The sequence below is a fragment of the Tenacibaculum tangerinum genome (assembly GCF_029853675.1).
GTDB classification, from domain to species: Bacteria; Bacteroidota; Bacteroidia; order Flavobacteriales; family Flavobacteriaceae; genus Polaribacter; species Polaribacter tangerinum_A.
Genome location: NZ_CP122539.1, coordinates 2672461 through 2697812 on the forward strand (window position 1 = coordinate 2672461; position 25352 = coordinate 2697812).

Annotated in this window: 24 protein-coding genes; 14 read left to right on the forward strand and 10 right to left on the reverse strand. The window is 32.8% G+C overall.

All coding sequences use genetic code 11. The features are described 5' to 3' along the window. Position 1: 1 nt before the first annotated feature. Positions 2 to 724 (reverse strand): DNA repair protein RecO, encoded by a 723-nt coding sequence (gene recO, locus P8625_RS11895; protein WP_279650674.1) that lies wholly within the window; start codon positions 722 to 724, stop codon positions 2 to 4. A gap of 57 nt (positions 725 to 781) precedes the next feature. Here recO and P8625_RS11900 point away from each other — a divergent pair, with 57 nt between their 5' ends. Beyond that, a complete protein-coding gene (locus P8625_RS11900; RefSeq protein WP_322790482.1) occupies positions 782 to 1303 on the forward strand; it encodes a CYTH domain-containing protein in 522 nt (173 codons plus the stop codon). Here the strand turns inward: P8625_RS11900 and trhA are convergent. Then, positions 1284 to 1925: a PAQR family membrane homeostasis protein TrhA gene (trhA, locus tag P8625_RS11905; RefSeq protein WP_279650675.1), complete on the reverse strand. Its 642-nt coding sequence runs from the start codon at positions 1923 to 1925 to the stop codon at positions 1284 to 1286. The genes P8625_RS11900 and trhA overlap by 20 nt on opposite strands. Continuing rightward, complete coding sequence (locus P8625_RS11910; RefSeq protein ID WP_279650676.1) at positions 1897 to 2691, reverse strand: lysophospholipid acyltransferase family protein; 795 nt, start codon at positions 2689 to 2691, stop codon at positions 1897 to 1899. Before P8625_RS11910 ends, trhA begins: the two co-directional genes overlap by 29 nt. A 94-nt stretch (positions 2692 to 2785) precedes the next feature. On the opposite strand from P8625_RS11910, the gene trpS reads away from it, so the two are divergent. Genes trpS through P8625_RS11925 form a run of 3 tightly spaced genes read left to right on the forward strand, consistent with a single transcriptional unit; the run spans position 2786 to position 5403 of the window. Further along, a complete protein-coding gene (gene trpS / locus P8625_RS11915) occupies positions 2786 to 3754 on the forward strand; it encodes a tryptophan--tRNA ligase (RefSeq protein WP_279650677.1) in 969 nt (322 codons plus the stop codon). Between the two features lie 46 nt (positions 3755 to 3800). Continuing rightward, the gene (locus tag P8625_RS11920; protein ID WP_279650678.1) at positions 3801 to 4106 is read left to right on the forward strand and encodes a DUF6370 family protein; all 306 of its coding nucleotides are present in this window, start codon (positions 3801 to 3803) and stop codon (positions 4104 to 4106) included. A gap of 46 nt (positions 4107 to 4152) precedes the next feature. Further along, positions 4153 to 5403, forward strand: a complete 1251-nt coding sequence (locus P8625_RS11925) for a hypothetical protein (protein WP_279650679.1) — start codon at positions 4153 to 4155, stop codon at positions 5401 to 5403. Between the two features lie 60 nt (positions 5404 to 5463). Here the strand turns inward: P8625_RS11925 and P8625_RS11930 are convergent, their stop codons facing one another. Next, positions 5464 to 6504, reverse strand: coding sequence for an NADP(H)-dependent aldo-keto reductase (locus P8625_RS11930; protein WP_279650680.1), 1041 nt, complete (start codon positions 6502 to 6504; stop codon positions 5464 to 5466). An 84-nt stretch (positions 6505 to 6588) separates the two neighbouring features. Then, a complete protein-coding gene (locus P8625_RS11935; RefSeq protein WP_279650681.1) occupies positions 6589 to 7776 on the reverse strand; it encodes a phosphoglycerate kinase in 1188 nt (395 codons plus the stop codon). A gap of 109 nt (positions 7777 to 7885) precedes the next feature. Here P8625_RS11935 and P8625_RS11940 point away from each other — a divergent pair, with 109 nt between their 5' ends. Further along, positions 7886 to 8308 (forward strand): molybdenum cofactor biosynthesis protein MoaE, encoded by a 423-nt coding sequence (locus tag P8625_RS11940; protein WP_279650682.1) that lies wholly within the window; start codon positions 7886 to 7888, stop codon positions 8306 to 8308. A 27-nt stretch (positions 8309 to 8335) separates the two neighbouring features. Here the strand turns inward: P8625_RS11940 and P8625_RS11945 are convergent, their stop codons facing one another. Together P8625_RS11945 and P8625_RS11950 are read right to left on the reverse strand one after the other, a co-directional pair. Beyond that, positions 8336 to 9934: an Ig-like domain-containing protein gene (locus tag P8625_RS11945; protein WP_279650683.1), complete on the reverse strand. Its 1599-nt coding sequence runs from the start codon at positions 9932 to 9934 to the stop codon at positions 8336 to 8338. Positions 9935 to 9987: 53 nt separating this feature from the next. Next, positions 9988 to 10527, reverse strand: a complete 540-nt coding sequence (locus P8625_RS11950; RefSeq protein ID WP_279650684.1) for a ComF family protein — start codon at positions 10525 to 10527, stop codon at positions 9988 to 9990. 803 nt (positions 10528 to 11330) lie between these two features. On the opposite strand from P8625_RS11950, the gene P8625_RS11955 reads away from it, so the two are divergent. The 4 genes from P8625_RS11955 to P8625_RS11970 all read left to right on the forward strand — a co-directional run bounded on the left by P8625_RS11955 (position 11331) and on the right by P8625_RS11970 (position 14741). Continuing rightward, entirely contained in the window at positions 11331 to 11858 is a 528-nt protein-coding gene (locus tag P8625_RS11955; protein ID WP_279650685.1) for a hypothetical protein, read from the forward strand. A gap of 122 nt (positions 11859 to 11980) precedes the next feature. Further along, positions 11981 to 12157, forward strand: coding sequence for a hypothetical protein (locus P8625_RS11960; protein WP_279650686.1), 177 nt, complete (start codon positions 11981 to 11983; stop codon positions 12155 to 12157). A 48-nt stretch (positions 12158 to 12205) separates the two neighbouring features. Further along, the gene (locus P8625_RS11965; protein WP_279650687.1) at positions 12206 to 13084 is read left to right on the forward strand and encodes a kinetochore Spc7 family protein; all 879 of its coding nucleotides are present in this window, start codon (positions 12206 to 12208) and stop codon (positions 13082 to 13084) included. Positions 13085 to 13193: 109 nt separating this feature from the next. After that, the gene (locus P8625_RS11970; protein ID WP_279650688.1) at positions 13194 to 14741 is read left to right on the forward strand and encodes a glycine--tRNA ligase; all 1548 of its coding nucleotides are present in this window, start codon (positions 13194 to 13196) and stop codon (positions 14739 to 14741) included. Between the two features lie 511 nt (positions 14742 to 15252). Here P8625_RS11970 and P8625_RS11975 read toward each other — a convergent pair. Together P8625_RS11975 and P8625_RS11980 are read right to left on the reverse strand one after the other, a co-directional pair. After that, complete coding sequence (locus tag P8625_RS11975; protein WP_279650689.1) at positions 15253 to 16902, reverse strand: SGNH/GDSL hydrolase family protein; 1650 nt, start codon at positions 16900 to 16902, stop codon at positions 15253 to 15255. Between the two features lie 11 nt (positions 16903 to 16913). Beyond that, positions 16914 to 19622 (reverse strand): TonB-dependent receptor, encoded by a 2709-nt coding sequence (locus P8625_RS11980; RefSeq protein WP_279650690.1) that lies wholly within the window; start codon positions 19620 to 19622, stop codon positions 16914 to 16916. 191 nt (positions 19623 to 19813) lie between these two features. Between P8625_RS11980 and P8625_RS11985 the strand changes: the two genes are divergently transcribed. Both P8625_RS11985 and serS read left to right on the forward strand, forming a co-directional pair. Beyond that, positions 19814 to 20749: a bifunctional riboflavin kinase/FAD synthetase gene (locus P8625_RS11985; RefSeq protein WP_279650691.1), complete on the forward strand. Its 936-nt coding sequence runs from the start codon at positions 19814 to 19816 to the stop codon at positions 20747 to 20749. Between the two features lie 54 nt (positions 20750 to 20803). Continuing rightward, complete coding sequence (serS, locus tag P8625_RS11990; RefSeq protein ID WP_279650692.1) at positions 20804 to 22078, forward strand: serine--tRNA ligase; 1275 nt, start codon at positions 20804 to 20806, stop codon at positions 22076 to 22078. Between the two features lie 106 nt (positions 22079 to 22184). Here the strand turns inward: serS and P8625_RS11995 are convergent, their stop codons facing one another. Further along, complete coding sequence (locus P8625_RS11995; protein WP_279650693.1) at positions 22185 to 22328, reverse strand: hypothetical protein; 144 nt, start codon at positions 22326 to 22328, stop codon at positions 22185 to 22187. A gap of 176 nt (positions 22329 to 22504) precedes the next feature. Between P8625_RS11995 and P8625_RS12000 the strand changes: the two genes are divergently transcribed. The 3 genes from P8625_RS12000 (at position 22505) to P8625_RS12010 (ending at position 25348) form a co-directional block, all read left to right on the forward strand. Then, a complete protein-coding gene (locus P8625_RS12000; RefSeq protein ID WP_279650694.1) occupies positions 22505 to 24283 on the forward strand; it encodes a tetratricopeptide repeat protein in 1779 nt (592 codons plus the stop codon). A gap of 184 nt (positions 24284 to 24467) precedes the next feature. Further along, the gene (locus P8625_RS12005) at positions 24468 to 24797 is read left to right on the forward strand and encodes a DUF4286 family protein (RefSeq protein WP_279650695.1); all 330 of its coding nucleotides are present in this window, start codon (positions 24468 to 24470) and stop codon (positions 24795 to 24797) included. Then, positions 24797 to 25348 (forward strand): hypothetical protein, encoded by a 552-nt coding sequence (locus P8625_RS12010; protein ID WP_279650696.1) that lies wholly within the window; start codon positions 24797 to 24799, stop codon positions 25346 to 25348. Before P8625_RS12005 ends, P8625_RS12010 begins: the two co-directional genes overlap by 1 nt. The last annotated feature ends 4 nt before the right edge of the window (positions 25349 to 25352 follow it).

A 25352-nucleotide genomic window follows, 5' to 3' on the forward strand; every position in this document is an offset into this window, starting at 1 on the left:
ATTAATTAAATACAGTTTCTAAAACGTTTAGTGATTTAGGTCTTCTAAATCCTTCCAAATGTAATTCGTAATACTCAACTATGATTTGGAGAATTGTTTGTCTTTCTTTTTTTGAATACGATATTGAGTTTATTGTATCAAAATTTATGCCTAACATACTTTTAAAAAGAGCTATTTCTTTTCCAGAAAGTGTTAACTTTTCATATCCAACATTGGTAAATCTTCCATCTAGCAAATTAAATGTTTCTTTTTCAATGTTAGAAGTGTCTGGATAGAACCCTAAATACTTGGTTAAATTCAATAAAAACAGCAAATGAAAGTTCGCTACATGACTGTGTGTATCTAACCAAATTAATGATGTTTCGATATAATTATACAATGGTACATTCTCTTCTTCTTCTTGAAGAATAGAAGACAATACCTCTGACAAAAATAGCATAATCGTTTGTTTTACTACGGAAGTATGAACCGTTTCGTAAGGATATACTACCTGCCCCTCTTTAATAGCGTTTAGCGAACTTTTACTGTTATGATTTGCTACAAGGTTTAGTTGTGTTAGTGGTTGAAAATAGGCTGGTTTTAACTTTCCTTTTTTTGCTTTTAGCACTCCTTTTATCATGTATGATTTAATACCCTCTTGCAAGGTAAGACACTTAACAATTAAACTGGTATCTCCATATTTAAGGCTACTTAAAACAATGGCTTTTGTGGTAATAACTGCCATTTAGCTACACTTTTTTTAAAAATCATCGCCCAAAGATATTCATTAATATCAACAAAAATGGTACATTCGTATAAATTTGATTCCGTTTTGTATGGCAATAGAAATAGAGCGAAAATTTTTAGTTACATCGATAGACTTCAAAAAAAAGCTTTTGAAAAAAACTACATCAAACAAGGGTTTTTAAATTCAGATAAAGAACGTATCGTTCGTGTTCGAATAAAAAATAACGAAGGTTTCTTAACCATTAAAGGTCCCTCAAACGCCAATGGAACTACTCGTTTTGAGTGGGAAAAAGAGATTGATAAAAACGATGCTGAGCATCTTTTTAGTTTATGTGAAAAAGGACATATTGAAAAATACCGATACCTAGTAAAAGTAGATCATCACATTTTTGAAGTCGATGAATTTTTAGGAGAAAATAGTGGATTGATAATAGCGGAAGTGGAGTTACAAGATGAGAATGAGTTTTTTACCAAACCCGAATGGCTAGGTAAAGAAGTTACAGGAGTTGCGAAATACTACAACTCTAACCTTAGTAAAAACCCCTATGCCCAATGGTTTACACATAAAAATAAATAGCTATAAAATGGCTTATGCTTCCTAACAACACAAAAACGTGGAAAATAGCATGATTGTATTGTAGCCTTTTGATGGAATAAAAAATAGCTCCGACGGTATAAAAAATACCTCCTAAAAAAAGAAATTGTAATCCTTCGCTAGATAGGTTTTTCATTAAGGGTTTGATAAAAAAAACTACTTGCCACCCCATTAATAAATACAGCACTGTTGAAAGTTTATCGAATTTTCCTGTAAAAAAAAGCTTTAAAACAACACCCAATAGTGCAAACAGCCAAACAAGAATAAACATATACCCTCCTAATTTTGGCGGTAATACCACTAAACAAAAGGGCGTATAAGTTCCTGCAATTAATACGTAAATAGCTGCATGGTCAAAGATATTTAGCTTTCTTCTACGTTTTGGCTCTTTAGCAGCATGGTAAAAAGTAGATGCTGCGTAGAGAATTAATAAACTTAATCCGTAAATACAAAAACTGGCTGCTTGCCAAAAATTAGCATAGCTAAGTGCTTTTTGTACAAGAAAGGGAAACGCTACAATACTCAACAATAAACCAAGTCCGTGCGTTAATATATTCAGTCTTTCTTCTTCTTTGCTATAACGGTGATTTAAATTCTCGGTCATTGTGTAATCGGTTGGTATCTTTCATATACAACTCATCATTAATCAATTCATTGTATATGGTATTAAAGGTTTTTTCTTTGAGTTTCTTTTTGTCTTTCATAACCAAATTCTTGGTTTCAATAAATTTACATTGTTTTACTCTGAATGTTCCTGGATGTCCTTTAAAAAAATCCCAAGAAAACAAGCGTTTACAATCGTAATATACCTGAGGCACAATGGGTATTTGATGTTCTATAGCCAAACTAAACGCTCCGTTTTTAAAGGGAGCTAATATAATATTTTCAGTAGGCACCAAGCCTTCAGGAAAAATAGCAACACTGGTTCCGTTTTTTAATCTTTTGTGTGCTTCTTCATATACCTGTTTTCTGCTTTCTGCATCACTTCTGTCCACCACAATAACGACTTTCTTATAAAAAAACCCAAAAATGGGTAGTTTTTCCAATTCCTTTTTTCCTACAAAAACTATGGGGTTTTTACTCATCGCTATCAGCACCCAAGGATCTAACAAAGAGGCATGATTCGCACAAAACAGATAACTTTTATCGCTGTGTATTTCCTGCTCTTTTTCAACTTTTAAACGAAAACCCATTCCGTATATCAGAAGAAAAGCCCACGCTCTTACCACTTTCCAAAAAATAGGATAATATTTTTCACTCGAAGTAAGAATGAGCATAAATGGCGCCATGATAAGTACCGTAATAATTATAAGTAAGTAAAACCAAATACGCCAAACCAATCGAAGTGGAAAAAGTAGATATCTAATCATAGATGCGAATGTAGTAATTTCTTTTGTTTGATAAATTTTAACCTTACTTTTGCTTGCTTAAAAGTATTTATTAAATCCTTTTCAAAACATATTTATGTCAAGAATTTTAACAGGTGTACAAAGTACAGGAACCCCACATTTAGGAAATTTATTAGGAGCCATTTTACCTGCTATTGAAATGGCAAATGATTCGAAAAACGAATCGTTTATTTTCATTGCCGATATGCACTCTTTAACTCAAATTAAAGACGGAAATGAATTGCGAGAAAACACCTACAGTGTGGCTGCTACTTGGCTTGCCTGTGGTATTGACATTAACAGAACGGTGTTTTATCGCCAAAGCGATATTCCTGAAGTTACGGAGTTAACTTGGTATTTGAGCTGCTTTTTTCCGTACCAACGCTTAACACTAGCACACGGTTTTAAAGACAAAGCCGACCGTTTAGCTGATGTAAATGCTGGTTTATTTAGCTACCCAATGTTAATGGCTGCCGATATTTTATTATACGACGCGGAGATTGTACCGGTAGGAAAAGATCAGTTACAACATTTAGAAATGACCCGCGATGTGGCTAACAGATTTAATAATATTGTAGGAGACACCTTAGTTCCGCCACAGGCAAAAGTGAATGAAAACACCAAATTAGTTCCTGGAACGGATGGTGAAAAAATGAGTAAGTCTCGAAATAATTTTATTAATATTTTCTTGCCAGATAAAAAATTACGCAAGCAAATTATGGGTATTCAAACGGATAGCAAAGCTTTAGAAGACCCTAAAGACCCTGATACCGATACCATTTTTGCGTTGTATAAGTTACTCGCTTCTGATGAGCAAATTGCTGAAATGCGTGCAAATTACGAAGGTGGAAATTATGGTTACGGACATGCAAAGCAAGCTTTATATGAATTGATTGTAGAAAAATTTGCTGATGTACGCTCTAAGTACCATCACTATATGGAAAATCGTCATGAAATTGACGAAGCATTGGCTGTTGGAGCAGAAAAAGCTCGTATCGTTGCCAACGATGTACTAAAAAGAGTTCGAAGTAAAGTTGGATATTAATTCTAGAGAAGAGAAACCAGAACAAAAGTTAAAACAGTATTAAATTATGAAAAAATTAATTTTTATTTTTTTCTTAGGAATACTAGCCTGTGCTAATCCTAAAGAAAAAACACAACTAGTAGAAGCTTCATGCGGTCAATGTAAATTTGGTTTAGATAGCCAAAATGGATGTGATTTAGCAGTAAAAATAGATGGAAACGCCTATTTTGTTGATGGTGCTAAAATTGATGATTTTGGTGATGCGCACGATGAAAATATAGGGTTTTGTAATGTCGTTAGAAAAGCTGAGGTTACTGGAAAAATTGAAGGCAATCGTTTTAAAGCTTCTTCTTTTAAAATAGTGGAAGAATAGTTTTTAGCCGTATAGAAACAAAATTCTAAATTTTAGAAAAATTATTATGAAAAGAATTTTATCTTATTTAGCAATTTTTATTGCTACCATGAATTGCTATGCTCAGATTACCTTTGAGAAAGGATATTTTATCTCCAATCAAGGAGAAAGAGTTGAATGTTTAATTAAAAATGTAGACTGGAAAGATAGCCCAGAAGAATTTATATATAAAGAAACCTCTACTTCTTCTCCTAAAACAAACAAAATTAACTATGTTAAAGAATTTGGAGTTTATAATTTTTCGAAATATATCAAAGCGTATGTAAATATCGATAAATCTAGTGATCTGCCTGAGAGTTTTTCAGATGTTAGAAATCCAATATTTGAAAAAGAAACCTTGTTTTTAAAAGTATTAATTGAAGGTGATGCAAGTTTGTTTTATTACGGTAATCGTAATTTAAAAAGATTTTTCTTTAAAAAAGATAATGACACAATAAAACAGTTTATTCATAAAAAATACCTGTCCTCCAATGGTGGTGTTAAAACAGGTAGTATACATATTAATGAGAGATATAAACAACAAATTTCCAACTCTTTTAAATGCAGTAAAATTTCCATAAAACAAATCGAGTCTTTATCATATAAAGAAAGTAGTTTGAGCAATTTCTTCATTAAGTACAACCAATGCAAAAACGCTGAATTCAAACAATTTAACAAAAATAAAAACAAAAGTTCATTTGAATTAACTGCTAAAATAGGTTTAAACAACTCTTCTTTACAATCTAATGACGAAAGTTATAACGATAATAATAGAAATACTAGAAGTGTTAATTATGGATCAAAAACAGGTATGCGTTTTGGTTTAGAGGGAGAGCTTATCTTACCTTTTAACAGAAACAAGTGGAGTTTGTTTTTAGAGGGTAGTTATCAATATTTTAAAAAACAAAAAACTACTGAAAGTGACTTTGTGGTTGGTGGAGTACTGATTCATGAAACCGACTACAAATCAATAGAAGCTGTTTTGGGTCTAAAATATTATTTCTTTTTAAATGAAAAATCTAAAATAGCAATAGCTTTAGGTTATTTACAAGATACACCTATAAATTCTACCATTGTTATTGAAAGGAAAGATGGAACTACTTTTGATTTCTTAGAAATTGGAGGAGGAAGTAGTTTGGTTATAGCAACTGCATATGAATATAACAAATACAGTATCGAATTAAGATATAATAGTCGAAATTTATATGCGAATAGTTATACTCCTTGGTTATTTGATTATAATTCTTTAAGTTTAAATATAGGTTATACTATATTTTAATAAAATAAAAATCCGAAGTCAAGATTGACTTCGGATTTTTTGTTATATTCTTTATTCAAATTACGGCGCTGGATTTGGAATTGCCTTGTGTACTTCTTCTACCTCAGCTAAAATGTCTTCTGACAATTCAACATGAATTGAGTTGATGTTTTCTTTTAGTTGACTCATCTTAGTCGCTCCAATAATATTACTGGTTACAAATGGCAACTGGTTAATATAAGCCAACGATAATTCTGTTAAGGTCAAACCGTATGTAGTTGCTATTTTTTGATACGCTAAAACCGCTCTTTCTGAACCTTCGTTTTTATACCTAGCTATAAACCTCGGAAATAAGGTCCCTCTTGCGCCTTCTGGGGCGTTGCCATCTATATATTTTCCTGTTAATACTCCTTGTGCTAACGGAGAGTAGGCTAACAGTCCAATATTTTCTCTCATCGAAACCTCACTCATTCCTACTTCATATCCTCTGTGAATTAATGAGTAGGAATTCTGAATGGTAACCATTCTAGGTAAACCGTGTTGTTCGGCTGTTTGCAAGTATTTCATTGTTCCCCAAGGCGTCTCGTTCGATAAGCCTACGTGTTTTATCTTTCCTTGTTTTATAAAATCGTTCAAGGTTTCTAAAATCTCTACATGATTTTCTGCTTCTTGGTCAGAGGTTTTATAGGGATAATCACGTACTCCGAAGCAATTTACACCACGATTTGGCCAATGCAATTGGTACAAATCAATATAATCGGTTTGTAAGCGTTGTAAGCTCCCCTCAATCGCTTCTGCTATATTTTTTTTATTGAGTCCACCTGCTCTTATATGTGCTGTATAATCACCTCCCCCAGCTATTTTAGAAGCCAATACTACTTTATCTCTGTTTCCTGTTTTTTTAAACCAAGAACCTATAATTTTTTCGGTAGCTCCGTATGTTTCTGGTGTTGCTGGTACCGAATATAATTCAGCAGTATCAAAAAAGTTTACCCCTTGTTCTAACGCATAATCCATTTGTTCGTGACCTTCCGCCTCGGTATTTTGTCGCCCCCAAGTCATAGTTCCTAAGCAAATTTTTGAAACTTTTATATCGGTATTGGGTAATGTGGTGTATTTCATCTTATCTTGTAGTTTAACTGTTGAATCGTGAAATTATTTACATGGTAATCCAATACACATTTCAACTATTACACGTTTAAACTTTTATTTTAAAATGGCTTCAATTCCTGGTAAGGTTTGTCCTTCTAGCATTTCTAACATGGCTCCTCCTCCGGTAGACACATAACTCACTTTATCGGCAAATCCGAATTGTTTTACTGCAGCAACTGAATCTCCTCCACCTACTAACGAAAACGCTCCGTTTTTAGTCGCTTCTGCAATGGCATTTCCTAAACCGATGGTTCCTTGTGCAAATTTTTCCATTTCAAAAACACCTAAGGGTCCGTTCCATAAAATAGTTTTCGATTTTGCGATAACTTCAGCAAATTTTTCACCAGTTTTAGGTCCGCAATCTAGTCCCATCCATCCATCAGGAATTTCATTAGTAGCTACTACTTGCGTAGTTGCATCGTTTGAAAAAGCATCGGCGATAACCGCATCTACTGGTAAATGAATTTCTGTTTGATGTTCTTTTGCTTTGGATAAAATTTCCAAGGCTAGGTCTAATTTATCGTCTTCTACGAGTGAGTTTCCTATTTTTCCTCCTAAAGCTTTAATAAATGTAAACGTCATTCCACCACCAACAATAATATGATCTACTTTTTCAATAATATTTTCAATCACCCCTATTTTAGACGATACTTTTGCGCCTCCTAAAATAGCGGTTACTGGTTTTTCTGAATTATTTAATACTTTGTCAATACTTTCAATTTCTGTTGCTAATAGTTTTCCGAAGCATTTATTTTCTGGAAAAAATTGTGCAATTACTGCCGTCGAAGCGTGCGCTCTGTGAGCCGTACCAAAGGCGTCGTTTACATATACATCTCCCCATTTCGACAATTGTTCTGCAAAAGAAACGTCTCCTGCTTTTTCTTCTGGGTAAAATCGTAAGTTTTCTAATAATAACACCTCTCCGCTTTTTAAATTGGCTACTGCTTCTTCAACAGTTGTGCCTATACAATCATTTACAAATTTTACTTGTACACCTAATACTTGAGTTACTTTACGAACAATATGACCTAACGAGAACTGATCTTCCTTTCCTTTTGGACGCCCTAAGTGCGACATTAAAACACAGCTTCCTCCATCTTCTAAAACTTTTAAAATTGTTGGTTTCGCTGCTTGAATTCTGGTATCATCAGTTACTTCAAAAGCATTGTTTAAAGGCACGTTAAAATCTACACGGATTAATGCTTTTTTGTTTTCAAAATTGAAATCGTTTAATGTTCTCATATTACGTATCTTCTTTGTTTCTTAAAAAAACAAAAATAATTATTTAAATCTGATTGAACCTATTCTTTTTCAGCTTTCAATCTTATATTTGCGAAACGTACTTATTCTTATGAAAACAAGCTGTATAAAAATAACCTCAGAGAAACTCAATTTACAAGAGTGCTACGATTTTGTAGCCGATCCTTCTTGTGGCGGAATTGCTGTCTTTGTAGGTACTGTAAGGAATTCTACAAAAAATAAAGAGGTTACTCAACTCGATTTTTCTACTTACAAACCTATGGCAATGAAGGAAATGCAAAAAATTGCGACTGCCGCTTTAGAAAAATTTGGGGTGACAAAAATTGCGATTCATCATGCTGAAGGTTTGTTGGCTATTGGCGATATTCCAGTAATTATTACCGTTTCTTCTCCCCACAGAAAAGCTGCTTTTGAAGCTTGCCAGTTTGCTATTGACACGTTAAAAGAAACCGTTCCTATTTGGAAAAAAGAGTTTTTTGAAGATGGTGAGGTGTGGGTAAATGCACATCCTTAAAAGCTACATTATACACATGAACTTAAATTATTCAATGACAAATATTTCTGGTTGAACCCAGTTGGCTCTTAGCTTATACACTGCTTCTGAATAAATTAACTTTTCTGGTTGTTGTTGTTTTAAGAAATTGCCCGTATCCCATTGACCATTGTTATTTACATCGATAATAGCTCTCACATTGTACTCTTGGGGTTCTAACAACGTAAACTCTATTTTTTTAGAAGTAGTATTTACATACCTCTTTTCTAACACTTTATCTCTACTTATTAGCTCGATAATAACAGGGTGTTTGGTCTTGTTTTGAACGTCTAATATAATGCTTCCGTAATCTTCAACTGTACGTGTTGTAAACTTGTAATCTAAACTATCGTTAGTGATTTCATAAACATCGGTTATTGCTTTAGGAACCGCTTTAAAAAAGTACCCATATTTGGGTTTCTTTTCAAACAAAACTGCTAATTTATTAATGGCTTGTTTTTTCATTTCAAAATCAACAGCTACAGTATCTGTATCTATCAATGAAAATTTCGATTTATCAAAAGAAACTATCGGATTATTTGTTTTAATAAACAGCGTGTCTTTTAGGTTTAAAACTCCATTTACACTTGATGTTACGGATAAGGAGTCTATCTTTTCTTTACGCAACTTTACCGTTATGGTATCTTTAAAATTTTGATTATGAACTACAAACCTCAATGAGTCTCTCTCGATAGGTGTAAACCAATAATTGAGCGTGTCTTTATCGGTCTCGAATTGTGTAAATGACTTAAAGTCTTTAGGAACTTCAGATAACAATTCGACATTCATATCTTCTTGATATCCTTGATAACCAAATTGAATCTTTCCTTTTGAAACTTCTTTTCCTCTCTTAAATTCATAGGGTTGAGTTTCCTTGAAAAAACGAATAGGATCGATTACTATAGTATCTTTTGGTAATGTAATGGTATCTTTTACAAAACCTATTTTATCGGTTTTACTATTAAAAATATAATCACTAGCTGGTTCTTTTAAAGCGAGCATTAGGTATTTTCCTTCTCGTAAGTTGCTAAATTCAAAATTTGTAGAATCTAACGTACTGGTTACATAGTTTGGTTTTTGTTTAAAAATAACTGAATCGTTGTAAGTACTATCTATCTTGTACAATAGCACACTTACTTCTTTTACTTTATCTTTACCGAAAGCATCGGCTACTGTTCCTTTAATTTTTAAAGAATCTATATAGTCTCCTGTTGAAAACACATATTTAAAGCTTTCTAATTTATTGTTTTCGTTATTGTCTTGTACAGCATTTCCGAAATTAAATGTATACGTGGTATTTGGTCTTAACGTGTCTATTATTTTTATGTTGATGAATTTACTAGGTGTGCCTTGCGGTGTAATTAAAGGTGGGTTTTTCATTGGAGGAGAAATCACCAACTGCTTTTGTAAGTCTTTTAACACTACATATTCATCGAAATAAATACGAATATTATCGTCATCAAAATGAATGGTTTCGTAGGGTGGATTTGCGGTAACCATGATGGGTGCTGTTTCATCTTTCGGTCCTCCTTCTGGTCGTCCTTTCCGAGCACAGTTACTTAAAACGAAAGCAAAGAAAGTAAGTAAAATAAGGTATTTATTTTTCACAAAACAATGGTTTAGAATCCAATTTCAAAAGTAGTAAATTAAGATGGATTGTATTAATTTTTCTGTGTGTAAGCCATCGCAGCAATACTTATTGTTATGTTTTTTGTTTTTAACAGTTCGGTAGCACATGCCTCTAAGGTCGCCCCTGTAGTAATTACATCATCGATAAGTAATACATGTTTGTTTTCAAAAATTAGGGTATTGGTAAGTTTAAATTTTGTATTGCTATTAGAAAAGCGTTCAAAACGCTGTTGTTGTGTTTGTGTTGTAGTAAAAGAGGTTCTGATAAGGATGTTTGGTTTATATTCAATTTGCAACACATCACCTAGCTTTTTACCAAACATGGTTAGTTGATTGTAGCCTCTTTTTTTGAGCTTTTGGATATACAATGGTACTGGAACAATATAATCTACATCAGTAAATATACCTAACGATTTTAACGTTTCACCAAACCATTCGGCTACAAATATTCCTATTTCTGGTTGGTTTTTATATTTTAATTCATGTATGAGCTTTTGGGCAATCCCTTCTTTTTGATACAAAAGAAACGCTCTTACATTTTGGACAGGTATTTTTCCGTAAAAATTTGACATTAATGTAACATTTGTGTGCTCATTGTCATTTATAATTGGCAAGTCATTCTTACAAATAGTACATAAGTGTTTTTCATTTTGTAGTAATACTGCTTCGCAGTTTATACATATATTGGGGTAAAATAAATAGAATATATCTTTTAAGGCTTTCATCTTTACTAGCATTTTTTGTAGAGAAAGATACAAAAAAACAACACAGCGTCGTCTTTTGGGTAAAAGTTTAATTTTTCTAAGAATCTATAAAACATCGGGTATGGTAATTCCTATTTCTAGGTACTTAGTTGTTAAAATGTTAAAGTAAATTGATTCTTACAACTGCTGAAGTAATTATAGAGTAGGAGCTGAAAACGGAGCTATAGCATAATACCTGTTTAAGAAAAAGTCCGTTCAATTAATTGTTTTAAAAGCATTGGTAGAGGCTATTAAAGCTCAAATAGAAAAATTAGGATACACTAAAGCTGATTATATCGTTTCTAGTCTTTAATAATTATTCCAAAAGGAGTATCATACTCAATTCTTATAAGTTGCAATGATTCTTTAAACTATAACGACGACTTTATTCAATATGAATACCGTTCTATTTACTATAAAAAATTAAGAAAAGCATTGGTTAATATTATTAGATTGGGTTTGAATCATTAAATTTTTACTACTGCATTTATTTATAAGTGTGTTAAAATAAATAGTATATTAGCACAGAGCACAATCTTTCATTATAATCCCCTAAGATGGTAACTGCCTCGAAAACAAAAAATAATGGCTTTATTGCCTTTTTAGTTCTACTAATACTGCTTATAAGCTTTTTGTCTTATCAAAATGCACGCGATTACTCAGAACTTAAAGCTTTTTTTGAGCTTGAAAAAAAAGAAATGGAAGATGAGTTAACCAATATCATTAAAGATTATAAAGAAGCAGATTATAGAAAAAATGAATATTCTTCACAATTAAAAGATCAGCTTGGCAAAATAACGTCACTCAGAGATTCTGTTACAAACTTAAAAGAATCTGATTACAAACTAATTAGACACTACAGAGAAAAAATTAGAATTCTTGTTGAAAGAAATAAAAAACTTTTCAATCAAATAAATCATTTAAACACTATAAACAATGAGCTCATATCAAAAAACGATAGTGTTAAGCAAATGTTAGCTACTCAAGAAAAGGAAAATACAAAACTCGAAAATATAAATAGACACTTAAATAAGAAACAACAAGCTTTAAAAGAAAAAATAGCTACAGCCGAAATAATTAAAATATCACCTATTAAGTTTGAAGCTATGAAAAAAGAAGAAATGGAGCGTTTACCTCCACTTATCGAGCGAATAGAGTAAATGCTTTTAAAGTCGAGTTTAATTTATTAGAAAATAAAATAACTACCCCAGGAACTAAAGAAATTTATATTCAAATAACAGATAAAGATAAAAATGTCGTTTCACCTCTAAAGCAAGTAACCTTGAGAGACAATAAAAAAATATGGTGTAGTGATGTTTTAACCACAGAATATAACAACCAACAATTGTCTGTAGTATCATTTGTTGATGTAGATAAAAAAATGAAATCAGGAATATATTATGTAAACACTTTTGTAAATGGAAATCATACAGGTAAAAAATTCATAACCTTAAAATAACAATCAACTTTAAAACAAAAACTAACCTACACAATCCCCCCTTAAATTATGAACAATCAAAAAAAGAAGAACATTTTAATAATCATATTAGCTATTTTAGCTGTTTTCTTATTCTTTTACTCCTTTCAAAAATCAAGCGAAAACCAAAACCTTCAAAAAATTTTCTCAGAAGAAAAAATGGAGTTACAACAAGATCTTGACGAAATAATTAAAGATTATACTGATGTTATTGTTAGAAAAAAACGTTTGGCAGACAGACTAAGTATTGAATTGAAAAAAATGGAGAGTTTAAGAGACTCGATAAAAGACTTGAAATCTGATAATTATACACTAATAAGAAAATACCGAAGAAAAATTAGAAGTTTAGAAAGAGAAAACAAAAAGCTTTTTATCAGAGTAGATTCTTTGAATACTGTCAACGAAGCGTTGACACAAGAAAATGTAATCACCAACGAAATACTGCAACAAAAAGACAGCATTAATCAAACCTTAGCAGAAAAAAACAAAGAGCTCAAGGCAAAGGTAGCTGTTGGGGGAATTATTAAAACAAGCCCTGTAAGAGTAGTCGCAATGAAAGAACGAAGTAGTGGTAAACTAACATCTACAAGCAGGTCAAATAGAACGGATGCTTTTAGAATTAATTTTGATTTATTAGAGAACCCAATCACTACTGCAGGTGAAAAACTTGTGTTCATCCAAATTATTGATGAAAATAAAAAGGTAGTAGCTGCCAAAGGAAAAACGAACTTAAAAAACGGACAAAAAATTCAGTACACCGACTCTCTTGAAGTTAACTACAACAACAATCGCCTAAGCCTTGTTTCTTTAGTACTTGTTAACAGAGATGATATTAAAAAAGGAAAATATATTGTAAGTACTTTTGTAGATGGAGTGTACTCTGGAAATACCACTATAAAACTTAAGTAACAACCATTTTAAGGCAACTAATAAGAAAAAAAGTGAAGAGTTTAATTAATTCTTCACTTTTTTCTTTTTTACATACCCATAGTTCAAATCCTTATTTTATTTTTGCAACATGGCAAAACAAGAAGATCAATTTAAAAAGGTATTATCACACGCAAAAGAATACGGTTATGTATTCCAATCATCTGAAATTTATGATGGTTTAAGTGCTGTGTATGATTACGCTCAAAACGGAGCAGAATTAAAGAAAAATATTCGTGATTATTGGTGGAAAGCAATGGTGCAAATGCACGAAAATATTGTGGGTATAGATGCTGCGATATTAATGCATCCTACTACTTGGAAGGCCTCAGGTCACGTTGATGCTTTCAACGACCCTCTCATAGATAATAAAGACTCAAAGAAACGTTACCGAGCTGATGTTTTAGTTGAAGATTACAGAGAAAAAATCAACGAAAAAATTCAAAAAGATATTACCAAAGCCAAAAAACGTTTTGGTGAAGCTTTTAATGAAGAAGAGTTTAGAAGTACAAATCCGAACGTGGTAAGACGTCAACAACAAATTGACGAGATTACTGCTGAACTTAAAAGAGTTCAAGAAGAAAATGACTTGGAAGGTTTTAGAAATTTAATTGTAGATTTAGGCATTACCTGCCCTGTTTCGGGTTCTAAAAATTGGACAGAAGTTAAGCAATTTAACTTAATGTTCGGAACGCAACTAGGAGCTTCGGCAGACAGCTCAACATTAGTCTATTTACGTCCTGAAACAGCACAAGGTATTTTTGTCAACTTCCTAAACGTGCAAAAAACTGGACGCATGAAAATTCCTTTCGGAATTGCACAAACAGGAAAAGCGTTTCGTAACGAAATTGTAGCACGTCAATTTATTTTTAGAATGCGTGAATTTGAGCAAATGGAAATGCAATTTTTCGTAAAACCAGGTACGCAAAAAGAATGGTATGAAAAATGGAAAGAAACTCGTTTAAAATGGCACTTATCTTTAGGAATGGGCGCCGATAACTATCGTTTTCACGACCACGACAAATTAGCTCACTATGCTGATGCTGCTGCCGATATTGAGTTTAATTTTCCTTTTGGATTTAAAGAATTAGAAGGTATACACTCTCGTACCGATTTCGATTTAAGTCAACATGAAAAATTTTCTGGTAAAAAATTACAGTATTTCGATCACGAAGACAATACGAGCTATGTACCTTATGTAGTGGAAACTTCTATTGGTTTAGATAGAATGTTCTTGGCAGTTTTTTCTAATTCTTTACAAGAAGAAGCGTTAGAAAATGGCTCAACAAGAACCGTTTTAAAATTACCCGCAGTTTTAGCTCCAACCAAAGCCGCTATTTTACCACTAGTTAAAAAAGATGGTTTACCAGAAATAGCTCGTAACATAGTAGACGATTTAAAATGGGATTTTAACGTTGTTTATGATGAAAAAGATGCTGTAGGAAGAAGGTATCGCCGTCAAGATGCTGCTGGTACTCCTTTCTGTATTACAGTAGATCATGATACATTAGAAGACAATACTGTTACGATTCGTCATAGAGATACTATGGAACAAAAACGTGTTAAAATAGAAGAACTAAGCAACATCATTAAACAAGAGGTAGATGTACGCTATTGGCTACAAAAAATGGATGCATAAATCGTAACACAACAAAATAAAACAGGAATCCTAAACCTCTAACCGTTTAGGATTTTTATTTTTGCAGTATTAAACATGAATTCGGGATAAAATATTGATGAAAGTCAATAGTTTGTCATGTCGATAGAATGAATTATGAAGGATGAGTGCTCTCTTCTTTCGGAATGACATTTTAAATGGGTTTTAGAGATACAAAACTTAAAATCGGCACTATGATTTCCCGAAATCACTTAATTAAATGCTTTTTGTATGAAAACAGCACTAAAAATATTATTTCTTGTTTTTTTGCTTTGGATGGTAATCGCCGCGTACTTTTTGAACATTGAACATCCAAAAGCAGAAGTAATAACAGGGTTGGGCGTTTTGTATATGTCTTTTATCTTAATGCCTTTATTTATCTACTATAGATATAGGGATGGTAAGTATAAAAAGTACATTATAAATTCTGATAAAGACAAAAAAAAGCTGAAGAGTAATCTTCAGCTTTTTTATATTCTTTTAAATTATCTACTTATTGTAAAGTAGGTGAATAGTTTGTAGGATGATCATCTGGCATTGCTAAACCATCTTTCCCAACGGTAAAGTTAGAACCATAAGTGGCATCGATAGCAGACAATATTTCATTAGCCATCAATGCATATCCTCTACCAGTTAAGTGAATTCCATCTAAACTAACTAAACCTCCTGTTACCAAACTTGTATTTAAGTTGTAAGTTCCAAACTCTAATCCTACTGTAGAAGCTTCTTGTAAAACAGCTTTAAAATCTACAAAGGCCAATCCTTTTGCCTCTGCAACAGCTTTAATAGTGGCGTTGTAAGAATCTGTTGCAGTTTTTACCCTACCTACTTCATCTTCAGTCAATACCCACTTATCTTCAAGCGGTAAAGACACTCCTTCTACAGAAAACATTCCTGCTAATTGTTGTGGTAGACCTTGCGACATTAAAAATCCAACCGAACTAGTATTCACAGTACCAATAATCCTACTACTAGGTAATACTATCAAATCGTTTTCAGTTGCTTGTCTTGCTTGACCATAATACGTACCTAATAAACCTGCTACTTTTTGTAAAGTAGTAGCGTCAGTAGGTAAGCCGAAACTTGCTACAAAAGGTGGAAAAGTAGGACTTGCTAATAAAGCACCCACAATTTGAGCTGTTTTATCTTCTAAAGACTCGTCTTTAATTACTACAGGGCTTGCAGCGTCTGTAGCAAACACAATAGCTCTTTCAGGAACTCCGATAGCTGCAAAAACACCATTAATTGCACCGTAAACACTATTCAATGTTGGTATTTGTGCTCCAAAATCAGGATTGCTTGGGTCTAATGGTGCGTAAGGTATCGTTGTAAAGTATGGTAACGATGTAACATACGGCAAATTAGCTACAACTCCCTTAGCTCCAGCTGCAGTTAATGCATCGACAGTGCCTGAAAAAACAGCAGCAAAAACATTTGAATTTGTGATATCGTTTGTTCCGTAGGTAGTTGGATCTATATTTCCAGTTTCATTATGATCTTCACCAGCTCCACCAGCAATAGAATATCCTAAAACATCGTTTCCGCCAATTTCAGATACGGTAAAAAATGTTGGTTGTTGCATTAAAGCATCTTTGATAACACTAGACATAGGTGCAGAAGCCATTCTTATGTAGTACGGATTGGCATTAGGCAAAGCGGCTAGTGCGCCGTAGCCTTCGAATCCTAAATGGAAACTTTTTAACCCTGGAACTCCCATATTGTTATAAGGCCCAGCCTTTATATTCGTTAATTCGGTAGTAGGTGTTGCTGATAACCTTGCAGGACCAGAACCGTTAAAATAAAATCTTGGTTCTTGAATCACATTAGGTCCCATTACAAGTCCTCCAATATTATCATCCATCATAGGTTGCGTAAAATCTCCTCCACCTACCATTTCAAACTTACTAGCTAAAATGTTTGGAAAAGAATTTTGTTGAGCTGCCATAAATAGCGCTCCGTCGGTATACCCAGAAGTAAAAGAAGCACCAATGGCTACATAGTTAGAGAAATCTGCACTTCCTGCTTGTAATGCTATGGTATTTTCGGCTTCGCCTTCTATTTCTGGTAATGAATTATCTACATCACAGGCAGTAAACCCTAAAAATAAAGCAGATAAAAAAGTATATTTAATTGTATTTTTCATTGTTTCTTTTTTTAGTTATTGATCGTCCAAGAAATGTAGTACTGAGAACCTATTGCTCCTACACCTGGTGCACTTAAGTATTCTTGCCCTGTTAAGTTAGTTCCTCCTAACTTAAACGTAGATTTGATTGAAGGAACAGAATAGTTAATTTGCGCATCAAGAACAGTTCTTTCATCTACAGTACCTTCTAAGAAGGTAGACTGCCAATAAAAATCATTTTGCCAACGAGCATTGATGTTAAATCCAAAGTTTTCAAACAAGTTCGAGTGACCAAACTGTACTTTAACCTTATGTTCTGGAGTGTTAAATCCAGCTTCAAAATCAGGATCTTGTGATTGATCAAACTTAAACTTAGACCATGTGTAGTTTACACCTATATCAAATCCGTTAAAAACTTTAGTATTTAATCCTAAGCCTACTCCATAAGAATCTACATCAACCGCTGAGTTTGTTTTTACACTAAATGTTCTTACTAAATCTCTATTTGTTAAATTATTCACAGTAGCTGCTGTATTAGGGTCTACTAATACTACCACATCTTTGTTAGCAATAAAATCAGAATACATATTATAGTAAGTACTAAAATCTACCGATAAATTATTTTCTCCTACTGGAACAGCCGCACGGTATCCTACTTCAAAAGATTTTACTTTTTCTGGTTGTACCAAATCTGTTTCAGCTAAAGTAGGAGCACCAGCTCTGATAGAAGCTGCAGAATATCCTCTTGTTAATACATCGTTTCCTGTTAATGGAAATGTTCCTGTAGTAGTTACAGCAGTAGATGAGAAACGTTCGATATTATCTGGTGCTGTTCCTAAGATAAATCCAGCTCCTGTGGCTAAACCAATATATTGATCTTGCGTTGTAGGGTTACGGAAACCTGTTTGGAAAGAGGCTCTAAAGTTATGGTTTTTATTTTCACCCGCTGCATATGCTAACGATACTCTTGGTGTAAAGTTACCGTCAAAATTATCTGATTTATCATAACGGATAGATCCTGTAAACTTTAAACGATCATCCATCATTTTCTTTTGAAGTTGCGTATACAAACCATACTCTCCATATTTAATAGGACCATCTGCATCGGTATAAATGGTACCAAAAGAATTTAATCTGTATTGTCTGTAAGACCCTCCTACTTGTACTTCTGCCCAATCAATATAATCACGTAAGTTCAAATTACCATCGGCATGGTAATAACTTGTATTATCTCTAAATTTCGAACCTGTTAATAAATCTGGGTCTGAGGTTACTTCGTTAAACAATCTTGTAAACTCAGGTGTACCTGGCACAGCACGACCTCTGTCAGCATAAATTCTCGCCGCTGCATGATTTGAAGCTTCAACATTAGGAACTGCACCTAAATAAGCTTCTGCATAATCTCCAAACCATTTAGTATTAGATTTCCATCTGCTGTTAATATTGATTGCTGCAAAACGTGTATCGTAAGAATCTCCAGCATCTTCGCCAGCATAATATCCTCTTACGAAGAAGTTTTTACCTCTCACTTCTAATTTGTGTTGTTCCATATAGAAGTTTGCAAGATTGTAACGGTTTTGTCCTTGATAAATGGTATTACCTGTACCGAACTTAGAGTTCCAAATAATTTCAACACGATCATTTCCTAACGGACGATAATGTAAAGCTCCATTGAATCGAACACTTTTCGCTTCATTCGACATTAAATCTACCTCATCGTATCCTGTTCTACTCACTCTTCCTATGGCTCCTCCTAAATTTACAGAAACCTCGTCTCCATAAACATTAGCTCCATCGTAATTAGGGTCGTCTGCATGACTCACTCCTGGGATATAAGTACCTCCAATACCCGTGGTATTTCTACGGTCTGTAGCGTGCCACTCTTCTCCTTTTAAATAAGAAAAACTTGCTTTTGCTGCAAAATAATTATCAAAAGCATGCGCCATTTTTATTGTTGTGTCATAGTATCCGTTATCTCCTGCTGCTTCTTGGCTTGTTAAACCAGCTTTTAACCCTACGCTAATACCTTGTTCGTTAAATGGGTTTTCACTACGCATTAGCATGATACCATTAAATGCATTGGCACCATATAAGGCAGAAGCTGCTCCTGGTAAAATTTCGACACTTTTTACATCTACTTCAGATATCCCTAATAAGTTACCAATGGCAAAGTTTAAGGCAGGAGAAGCATTGTCCATTCCATCTACTAATTGCACAAAGCGCTCGTTACCAAATGTAGCAAAACCACGTGTGTTTACAGTTTTAAAAGTTAACCCTCCAGAGTTAACGTCTACTCCTTTCAAGTTTTCTAATCCATCATAATACGATGCAGAAGCAGTATTTTTTATAGCTCTTGAGTCAAAACGCTCTATAGTTACAGGTGATTCCATTACCCGTTCTGGTGTTCTTGACGCAGATATCACAACCTCATCTAGAGCCGTTGCATTCTCTATTAAACTAACCTCAACAACTTGATTATCTTTTGTTATTTCAACTGTTTTTGTTTGATATCCTAACGAAGAAATTTCAATGGTAAATGGCGGAACATCTGTTACCTTCATGGTAAACTTACCGTCGAAATCAGTAGAAGTACCTACCGCTTTTCTCGAAACTTTAATATTTGCTCCTGGTATTGGTTCACCAAAAGATGCATCACTGACCGTACCTGTTATGGTGGTCTGGGCAACCATTATTGCCGTGCCAAATAGCACGGATGCAATAAGTAATAGTTTTTTTATCATAATGTTTAATAATTTGTTAACTGTAGTGCAAAATACAATTTTTTTTCATTTGCTGAATATTTACTCTTTTTTTTACCGTTACTGCAATTTGAATACCTAGTAATTTATAAAACCTAATTTTAGGTTTTATTTATATTTATTATTTATCATCCTTTTACAAATTGTATTTTTGCCTAAATTTATTAGTAACATTGGAAATTATACATTCTATTTTTGATTTAATTCCTACTCAGAAAACAATGGTAACCATTGGTACTTTTGATGGTGTTCATATTGGACATCAAAAAATAATTGAAAAGTTAGTTAGTGAGGCAAAACGAAACAATAAAAAATCGGTATTACTTACCTTTTTTCCACATCCGAGAATGGTGCTGCAAAAAGATGTTACTATCAAGCTTATCAACACTATTGATGAGCGAGCTCAATATCTCGAAAAATTACAATTAGACTATCTAATTATTCATCCATTCAGCAAAGACTTTTCAAGACTAACCGCTTTAGATTTTGTTCGTGATGTTTTAGTTAACCAATTACATATTTCGAAACTAATTATTGGTTACGACCATCATTTCGGAAAAAATAGAGAAGGAAACATAGAACAACTAACAGAGTATTCTCATTTGTACGATTTTACCGTTGAAGAAATCCCCGCACAAGATATCGATGAAGTCGCTGTTAGCTCTACCAAAATTAGAAAAGCACTTAATAACGGACATTTAAAAACTGCTAACAAGTATTTAGGGTATCATTTTTCACTTACTGGAACGGTGGTAAATGGAAAAAAATTAGGTGGAAAAATAGGATTTCCTACAGCGAACATTCACATCGCAGAAGAGTATAAATTAATTCCTAAAACAGGAGTTTATCTCATCAAATCTATACTTAACAATACTACAGTATATGGAATGATGAATATTGGTAACCGACCTACGGTTAACGGAAAACATCAAACCATTGAGGTACATTACTTCAATTTCAAAGAAAATTTGTACGGTAAGAAGCTAACTATAAAGTTACTTTATTATCTTAGAGAAGAGCAAAAATTCGATACAGTTGCTGAGCTAATTTCTCAACTTAAAAAAGACCAAGAGGCTTGCTTAAATTATCTAAAAACAATTAACCTATAGCATTGTTTAAGTCTACCGCTTCTTTTATCTTTGCCTTTCTTAAAAATTAAAAAAATGTTACAGGTTCAGTTTATTAGAGAAAACAAACAAACTGTTTTAGAAGGTTTGGCAAAACGTAATTTTGCCAATGCCGAAACAATTATTGAAAAAGTATTAATTACTGATGAAACGCGTAGAGCTACACAAGTTTCTCTAGATAACATTCTTGCTGAATCCAACAAAATATCTAAGGAAATAGGTGGCCTTTTTAAGACTGGTAAAATTGAAGAAGCCAATCAATTAAAAGCAAAAACAGGCGAATTAAAAGAGCAGTCTAAGCAACTAACAGAAGAACTAAACGCTACTGCTACTAAATTAGATGAATTATTATACCAAATTCCTAACATTCCGCATACCTCAGTAAAGGCGGGAAAAAATGAAGCGGATAATGAAGAGATTTTTAAGGAAGGAATTATTCCTGATTTAGGAGAAAATGCCTTACCTCACTGGGAGTTGGCAAAGAAATACGATATTATCGATTTTGAATTAGGTGCTAAAGTAACTGGAGCTGGTTTTCCTATATATAAAGGAAAGGGGGCTCGCTTGCAACGTGCATTGATTAGTTATTTTTTAGACAAAAACACCTCCGCAGGTTATACCGAAGTACAAGTACCTCATTTAATTAATGAAGCTTCTGGTTATGGTACTGGGCAATTACCTGATAAAGAAGGACAGATGTATCATGTAACGGTAGATGACTTGTATTTAATTCCTACTTCTGAAGTACCTATTACGAATATGCACAGAGATGATTTATTGCAAGAAAGCGATTTACCGAAAGCATATACAGGATACACTCCTTGTTTTAGAAGAGAAGCAGGAAGTTATGGTGCTCATGTGCGTGGATTAAATCGTTTGCATCAATTCGACAAAGTAGAATTGGTACGTGTTGAGCATCCTGATAATTCATACAACGCCTTAAACAATATCGTAGAACATATTAAAGGAATATTAAGAGAGTTAAAATTACCTTATCGCATTTTACGATTATGTGGTGGAGATACAGGGTTTACGGCAGCCTTAACATTTGATTTTGAAGTATATTCTACAGCACAAAATCGTTGGTTAGAAATAAGTTCGGCATCGAATGTAGAATCTTTTCAAGCGAATCGTTTAAAATTACGCTTCAAAAATAAAGAAGGCAAAAGTCAGCTAGCACATACACTAAACGCTAGTTCTTTAGCTTTGCCTCGTGTGCTGGCAGGAATTTTAGAGAACTATCAAACGGAAAACGGAATTAAAATTCCAGAAGTCTTAGTTCCGTACTGTGGTTTTGACATGATTGATTAAGGAGCACACCGTTTGCTTTTAACAAAATAATTCACATTAAAAACCCAAGCCTCGATTACGACGCTTGGGTTTCAATCTAATCAATCCCCATTGAAAAAAAATATGTTTAATTGGCAATTACGGCTACCATTAATTTCTTGTACTTATTCATTTCTAGCAGTGCTTGAAAATACTGAGCTATTTGACCTTTTCTCATATATTCATTGGCATTTTGTCTTGCGATTTCGTATTGTGTAGTAAAGTTTCCCATAGTATACATTGTTTAGTTGTTTTATTATATAGACAAAGTTCATGCCAAAATGTTACAACACTTTTCAAAAAACAAGCTCTTTTAATAGTATTTTAACAATTATCTTCTGTATTTTTGGTAGATGAAACTCCTTAACAGGAATAAATCATAAAGCACAACGCTTAAACTTTTCTAAAATGAAAAAAATCATTGTTTTTTGTAATTTATTGGTTTTAAGCTTGTTTTGCAATGCTCAGCAAAATGAATTTATCATTGCTGAAAATTATTTTAGAAATAATGAATATGAAAAAGCAATTCAGTTATATAAAAAACTATATGAACAGAGCCCATACAATTCTAGTTATCTTAAAAAACTAATTACATCCTATCAAGAAACTGAACAATTTGAATCTGCTGAAAACCTACTCCTTCAAGAGTTAAGAGAAAAACCTAATTTATCTTACCTATATGTAATTCTAGGCTATAATTTTGAACGTCAAGAAAAACTTGAAGAGGCAAATAACTATTATCAAAAAGCTCTTGAATCTATTAACAAAAAAGCAAATTATGGTTCTTTAATCGCTGGATTGTTTAAAAATTACAGCAAGTTAGACTTGGCTATTGAAGCTTTTAACAAAACCATGAAAATCAACCCTGAGGCTAACTACGAATTCCAACTAGCCCAAATTTATGGTGAAAAAGGCGACTTTAAACTGATGTTTGACTCGTATATTGATTTGGTAGATAAAAATGAGGAGTATTTGAATAATGTGAAACGTTATGCCAGTAGGTATTTAACAGATGATGGCGAAAACGAAAATAACATTTTATTTAAAAAAGCATTGTTAAGAAGATCTGTTAGTAAACCCAAAGATATTTGGAATAATTTACTTTCGTGGTTATTTATAAAGCAAAAACAATACAACAAAGCACTCATTCAAAACAAGGCGTTGTTTGCAAGAAACTCAGACAATTTAGGTAAGATAAATGAATTAGGCGAAATTGCTTTTAAAAACAAAGACTATGAAACTGCCAAAGAATGTTTTGAAATAGTTATCGAAAACACCAATTATCCAAGAGATAAGTTTAATGCCATAAATAACAATTTAAGAATTGCTATAGCAACAAACCAACCCAATATTGATGCCCTTTTTAATGCTATCTTTAAAGAATACGGAATCAATTCTAAAACTCTTTTTACACAAGTAGAATATGCCAATTATTTAACTTTTACAAAAAATACTCCAGAGGAAGCCTCTGTTATTTTAAAAGATGCTTTAGATTTTGCCAATTCAAAATTTATAAAAGCAACTATCAAACTAAAGCTTGGCGATGTGTATGTATATATGGCAAAATTTAACAAAGCACTTATTAACTATTCTCAAGTTCAAACCGCATTTAAAAATCATTTTTTGGGTCAAGAAGCTCGATTTAAAGTGGCACAAGCCTCTTATTTTAAAAACGACTTTACTTGGGCAAAGGCTCAGTTAAAAGTATTAAAAGGATCTGCCACACAACTCATTGCCAACGATGCTGCTAATTTGTTCTTAACTATTTCAGACAATGAACCGAAAGACAGTATTTCTTCTGGATTGAAAGAATATGCCAAAGCCGATTTATTAGCTTTTCAAAATAAAAACGACGAGGCAATTGCTATATTAGATGCTGTGATAAATGAGTACAAAGGACAGTCTATTGAAGATGAAGCCCTATTTAAACAAGCCCAGTTATTTGTAAAAAAGAAACGATACGACGAAGCTATTTTAAACTATGCTAAAATTATTGCTTTAGATGAAGCAGGTATTTACATTGATGATGTATACTACCAAATGGCAGAATTGTATAACAACGAATTAAAGAACACAGAGAAAGCCAAAGAATACTATCAAAAGATTATTTTTGACCATCCATCGAGTATTTATTTAGTTGAAGCTCGGAAAAAATATAGAAAACTAAGAGGAGACGATATTAATTAATGAAACAATGAGTTAATGATTTAATAGATTAGTGATTTAGTGTAAAAAATGAAGCAATTTACTTTACTAACACATTGAAGTTTTACATTAACTAATTGTCTCATTTAATCATTGTCTCATTTAATCATTGATTCATTAAATAATTGGTTCATTAAATAATTGGTTCATTAAATCATTAAAAATTATGTACATATACAACGTAACTGTAAATATAGACGAAAGTATACACGCCGAGTGGTTAACTTGGATAGAAAGTCACATACCAGAAGTATTAGCAACAGGACACTTTTTAAGTGCTAAAATGACTCAAGTACTGGTTGAAGAAGAAATGGGTGGCATTACCTATTCGATTCAGTATACTGCAAAAACACGCGAAGATTTAGATAATTACTACAAGTATAGTGCTGATAAACTCCGTAATGACGGACTCAAAAAATTTGCTGATAAAATGTTGGCTTTTCGTACTGAGCTAAAAGTGGTTAATGAGTTTTATCCGACTGTAACTAGTAATTAATGACATTACCTTCTTTTTTAAATACACTACGTTCTAATTGGGAAATTTTGTTACCTCAATTGGTAAAAGAAGCAAAAAAATCGTTTAAAAATAAGATAGAAATTGATTTTGAAGATGATTCTTTCTTACATAAAATTCCTTCGAGTTTTGGTGTGTATATTTTCGAAATCTTACCAAACGAAAATTTTTCAAAAGAACTTTTCTCAAAAAAATGGAAATCCTACAAAAACATAAAGTGCCCCAATATTTCATCATCATTTCATAAAAACAAAGACATCCACAACCAATGGAATAACTTTTATATGGGTAAATCAGAAAATTTAAGAAAACGAATTAAAGAGCACTGCTTTCATGATTTTCCAAAAACAACCTATGGTTTAAAGTTGAAAGATAGGCATGAACTGAAAAAAAACAGTACATTTTCAGTAGCTTATTATGAATTAAAAGAGATGGATTCTTTTTTAGAAAATAAAGAAATTTTACAGTTTGTGATTACGAACTTAGAAAGAAGTTTAAGAAATGAGTTTCAACTTTGGGTAGGAAAACAATAAAAAC

What these genes read in the sequence shown, in the direction of transcription:
- recO (WP_279650674.1), bottom strand. Translation starts at nt 724, where the DNA reads ATGGCAGTTATTACCACAAAAGCCATTGTTTTAAGTAGCCTTAAATAT.
- P8625_RS11900 (WP_322790482.1), top strand. Translation starts at nt 782, where the DNA reads ATGGTACATTCGTATAAATTTGATTCCGTTTTGTATGGCAATAGAAAT.
- trhA (WP_279650675.1), bottom strand. Translation starts at nt 1,925, where the DNA reads ATGACCGAGAATTTAAATCACCGTTATAGCAAAGAAGAAGAAAGACTG.
- P8625_RS11910 (WP_279650676.1), bottom strand. Translation starts at nt 2,691, where the DNA reads ATGATTAGATATCTACTTTTTCCACTTCGATTGGTTTGGCGTATTTGG.
- trpS (WP_279650677.1), top strand. Translation starts at nt 2,786, where the DNA reads ATGTCAAGAATTTTAACAGGTGTACAAAGTACAGGAACCCCACATTTA.
- P8625_RS11920 (WP_279650678.1), top strand. Translation starts at nt 3,801, where the DNA reads ATGAAAAAATTAATTTTTATTTTTTTCTTAGGAATACTAGCCTGTGCT.
- P8625_RS11925 (WP_279650679.1), top strand. Translation starts at nt 4,153, where the DNA reads ATGAAAAGAATTTTATCTTATTTAGCAATTTTTATTGCTACCATGAAT.
- P8625_RS11930 (WP_279650680.1), bottom strand. Translation starts at nt 6,504, where the DNA reads ATGAAATACACCACATTACCCAATACCGATATAAAAGTTTCAAAAATT.
- P8625_RS11935 (WP_279650681.1), bottom strand. Translation starts at nt 7,776, where the DNA reads ATGAGAACATTAAACGATTTCAATTTTGAAAACAAAAAAGCATTAATC.
- P8625_RS11940 (WP_279650682.1), top strand. Translation starts at nt 7,886, where the DNA reads ATGAAAACAAGCTGTATAAAAATAACCTCAGAGAAACTCAATTTACAA.
- P8625_RS11950 (WP_279650684.1), bottom strand. Translation starts at nt 10,527, where the DNA reads ATGTCAAATTTTTACGGAAAAATACCTGTCCAAAATGTAAGAGCGTTT.
- P8625_RS11965 (WP_279650687.1), top strand. Translation starts at nt 12,206, where the DNA reads ATGAACAATCAAAAAAAGAAGAACATTTTAATAATCATATTAGCTATT.
- P8625_RS11970 (WP_279650688.1), top strand. Translation starts at nt 13,194, where the DNA reads ATGGCAAAACAAGAAGATCAATTTAAAAAGGTATTATCACACGCAAAA.
- P8625_RS11975 (WP_279650689.1), bottom strand. Translation starts at nt 16,902, where the DNA reads ATGAAAAATACAATTAAATATACTTTTTTATCTGCTTTATTTTTAGGG.
- P8625_RS11980 (WP_279650690.1), bottom strand. Translation starts at nt 19,622, where the DNA reads ATGATAAAAAAACTATTACTTATTGCATCCGTGCTATTTGGCACGGCA.
- serS (WP_279650692.1), top strand. Translation starts at nt 20,804, where the DNA reads ATGTTACAGGTTCAGTTTATTAGAGAAAACAAACAAACTGTTTTAGAA.
- P8625_RS11995 (WP_279650693.1), bottom strand. Translation starts at nt 22,328, where the DNA reads ATGGGAAACTTTACTACACAATACGAAATCGCAAGACAAAATGCCAAT.
- P8625_RS12000 (WP_279650694.1), top strand. Translation starts at nt 22,505, where the DNA reads ATGAAAAAAATCATTGTTTTTTGTAATTTATTGGTTTTAAGCTTGTTT.
- P8625_RS12005 (WP_279650695.1), top strand. Translation starts at nt 24,468, where the DNA reads ATGTACATATACAACGTAACTGTAAATATAGACGAAAGTATACACGCC.
- P8625_RS12010 (WP_279650696.1), top strand. Translation starts at nt 24,797, where the DNA reads ATGACATTACCTTCTTTTTTAAATACACTACGTTCTAATTGGGAAATT.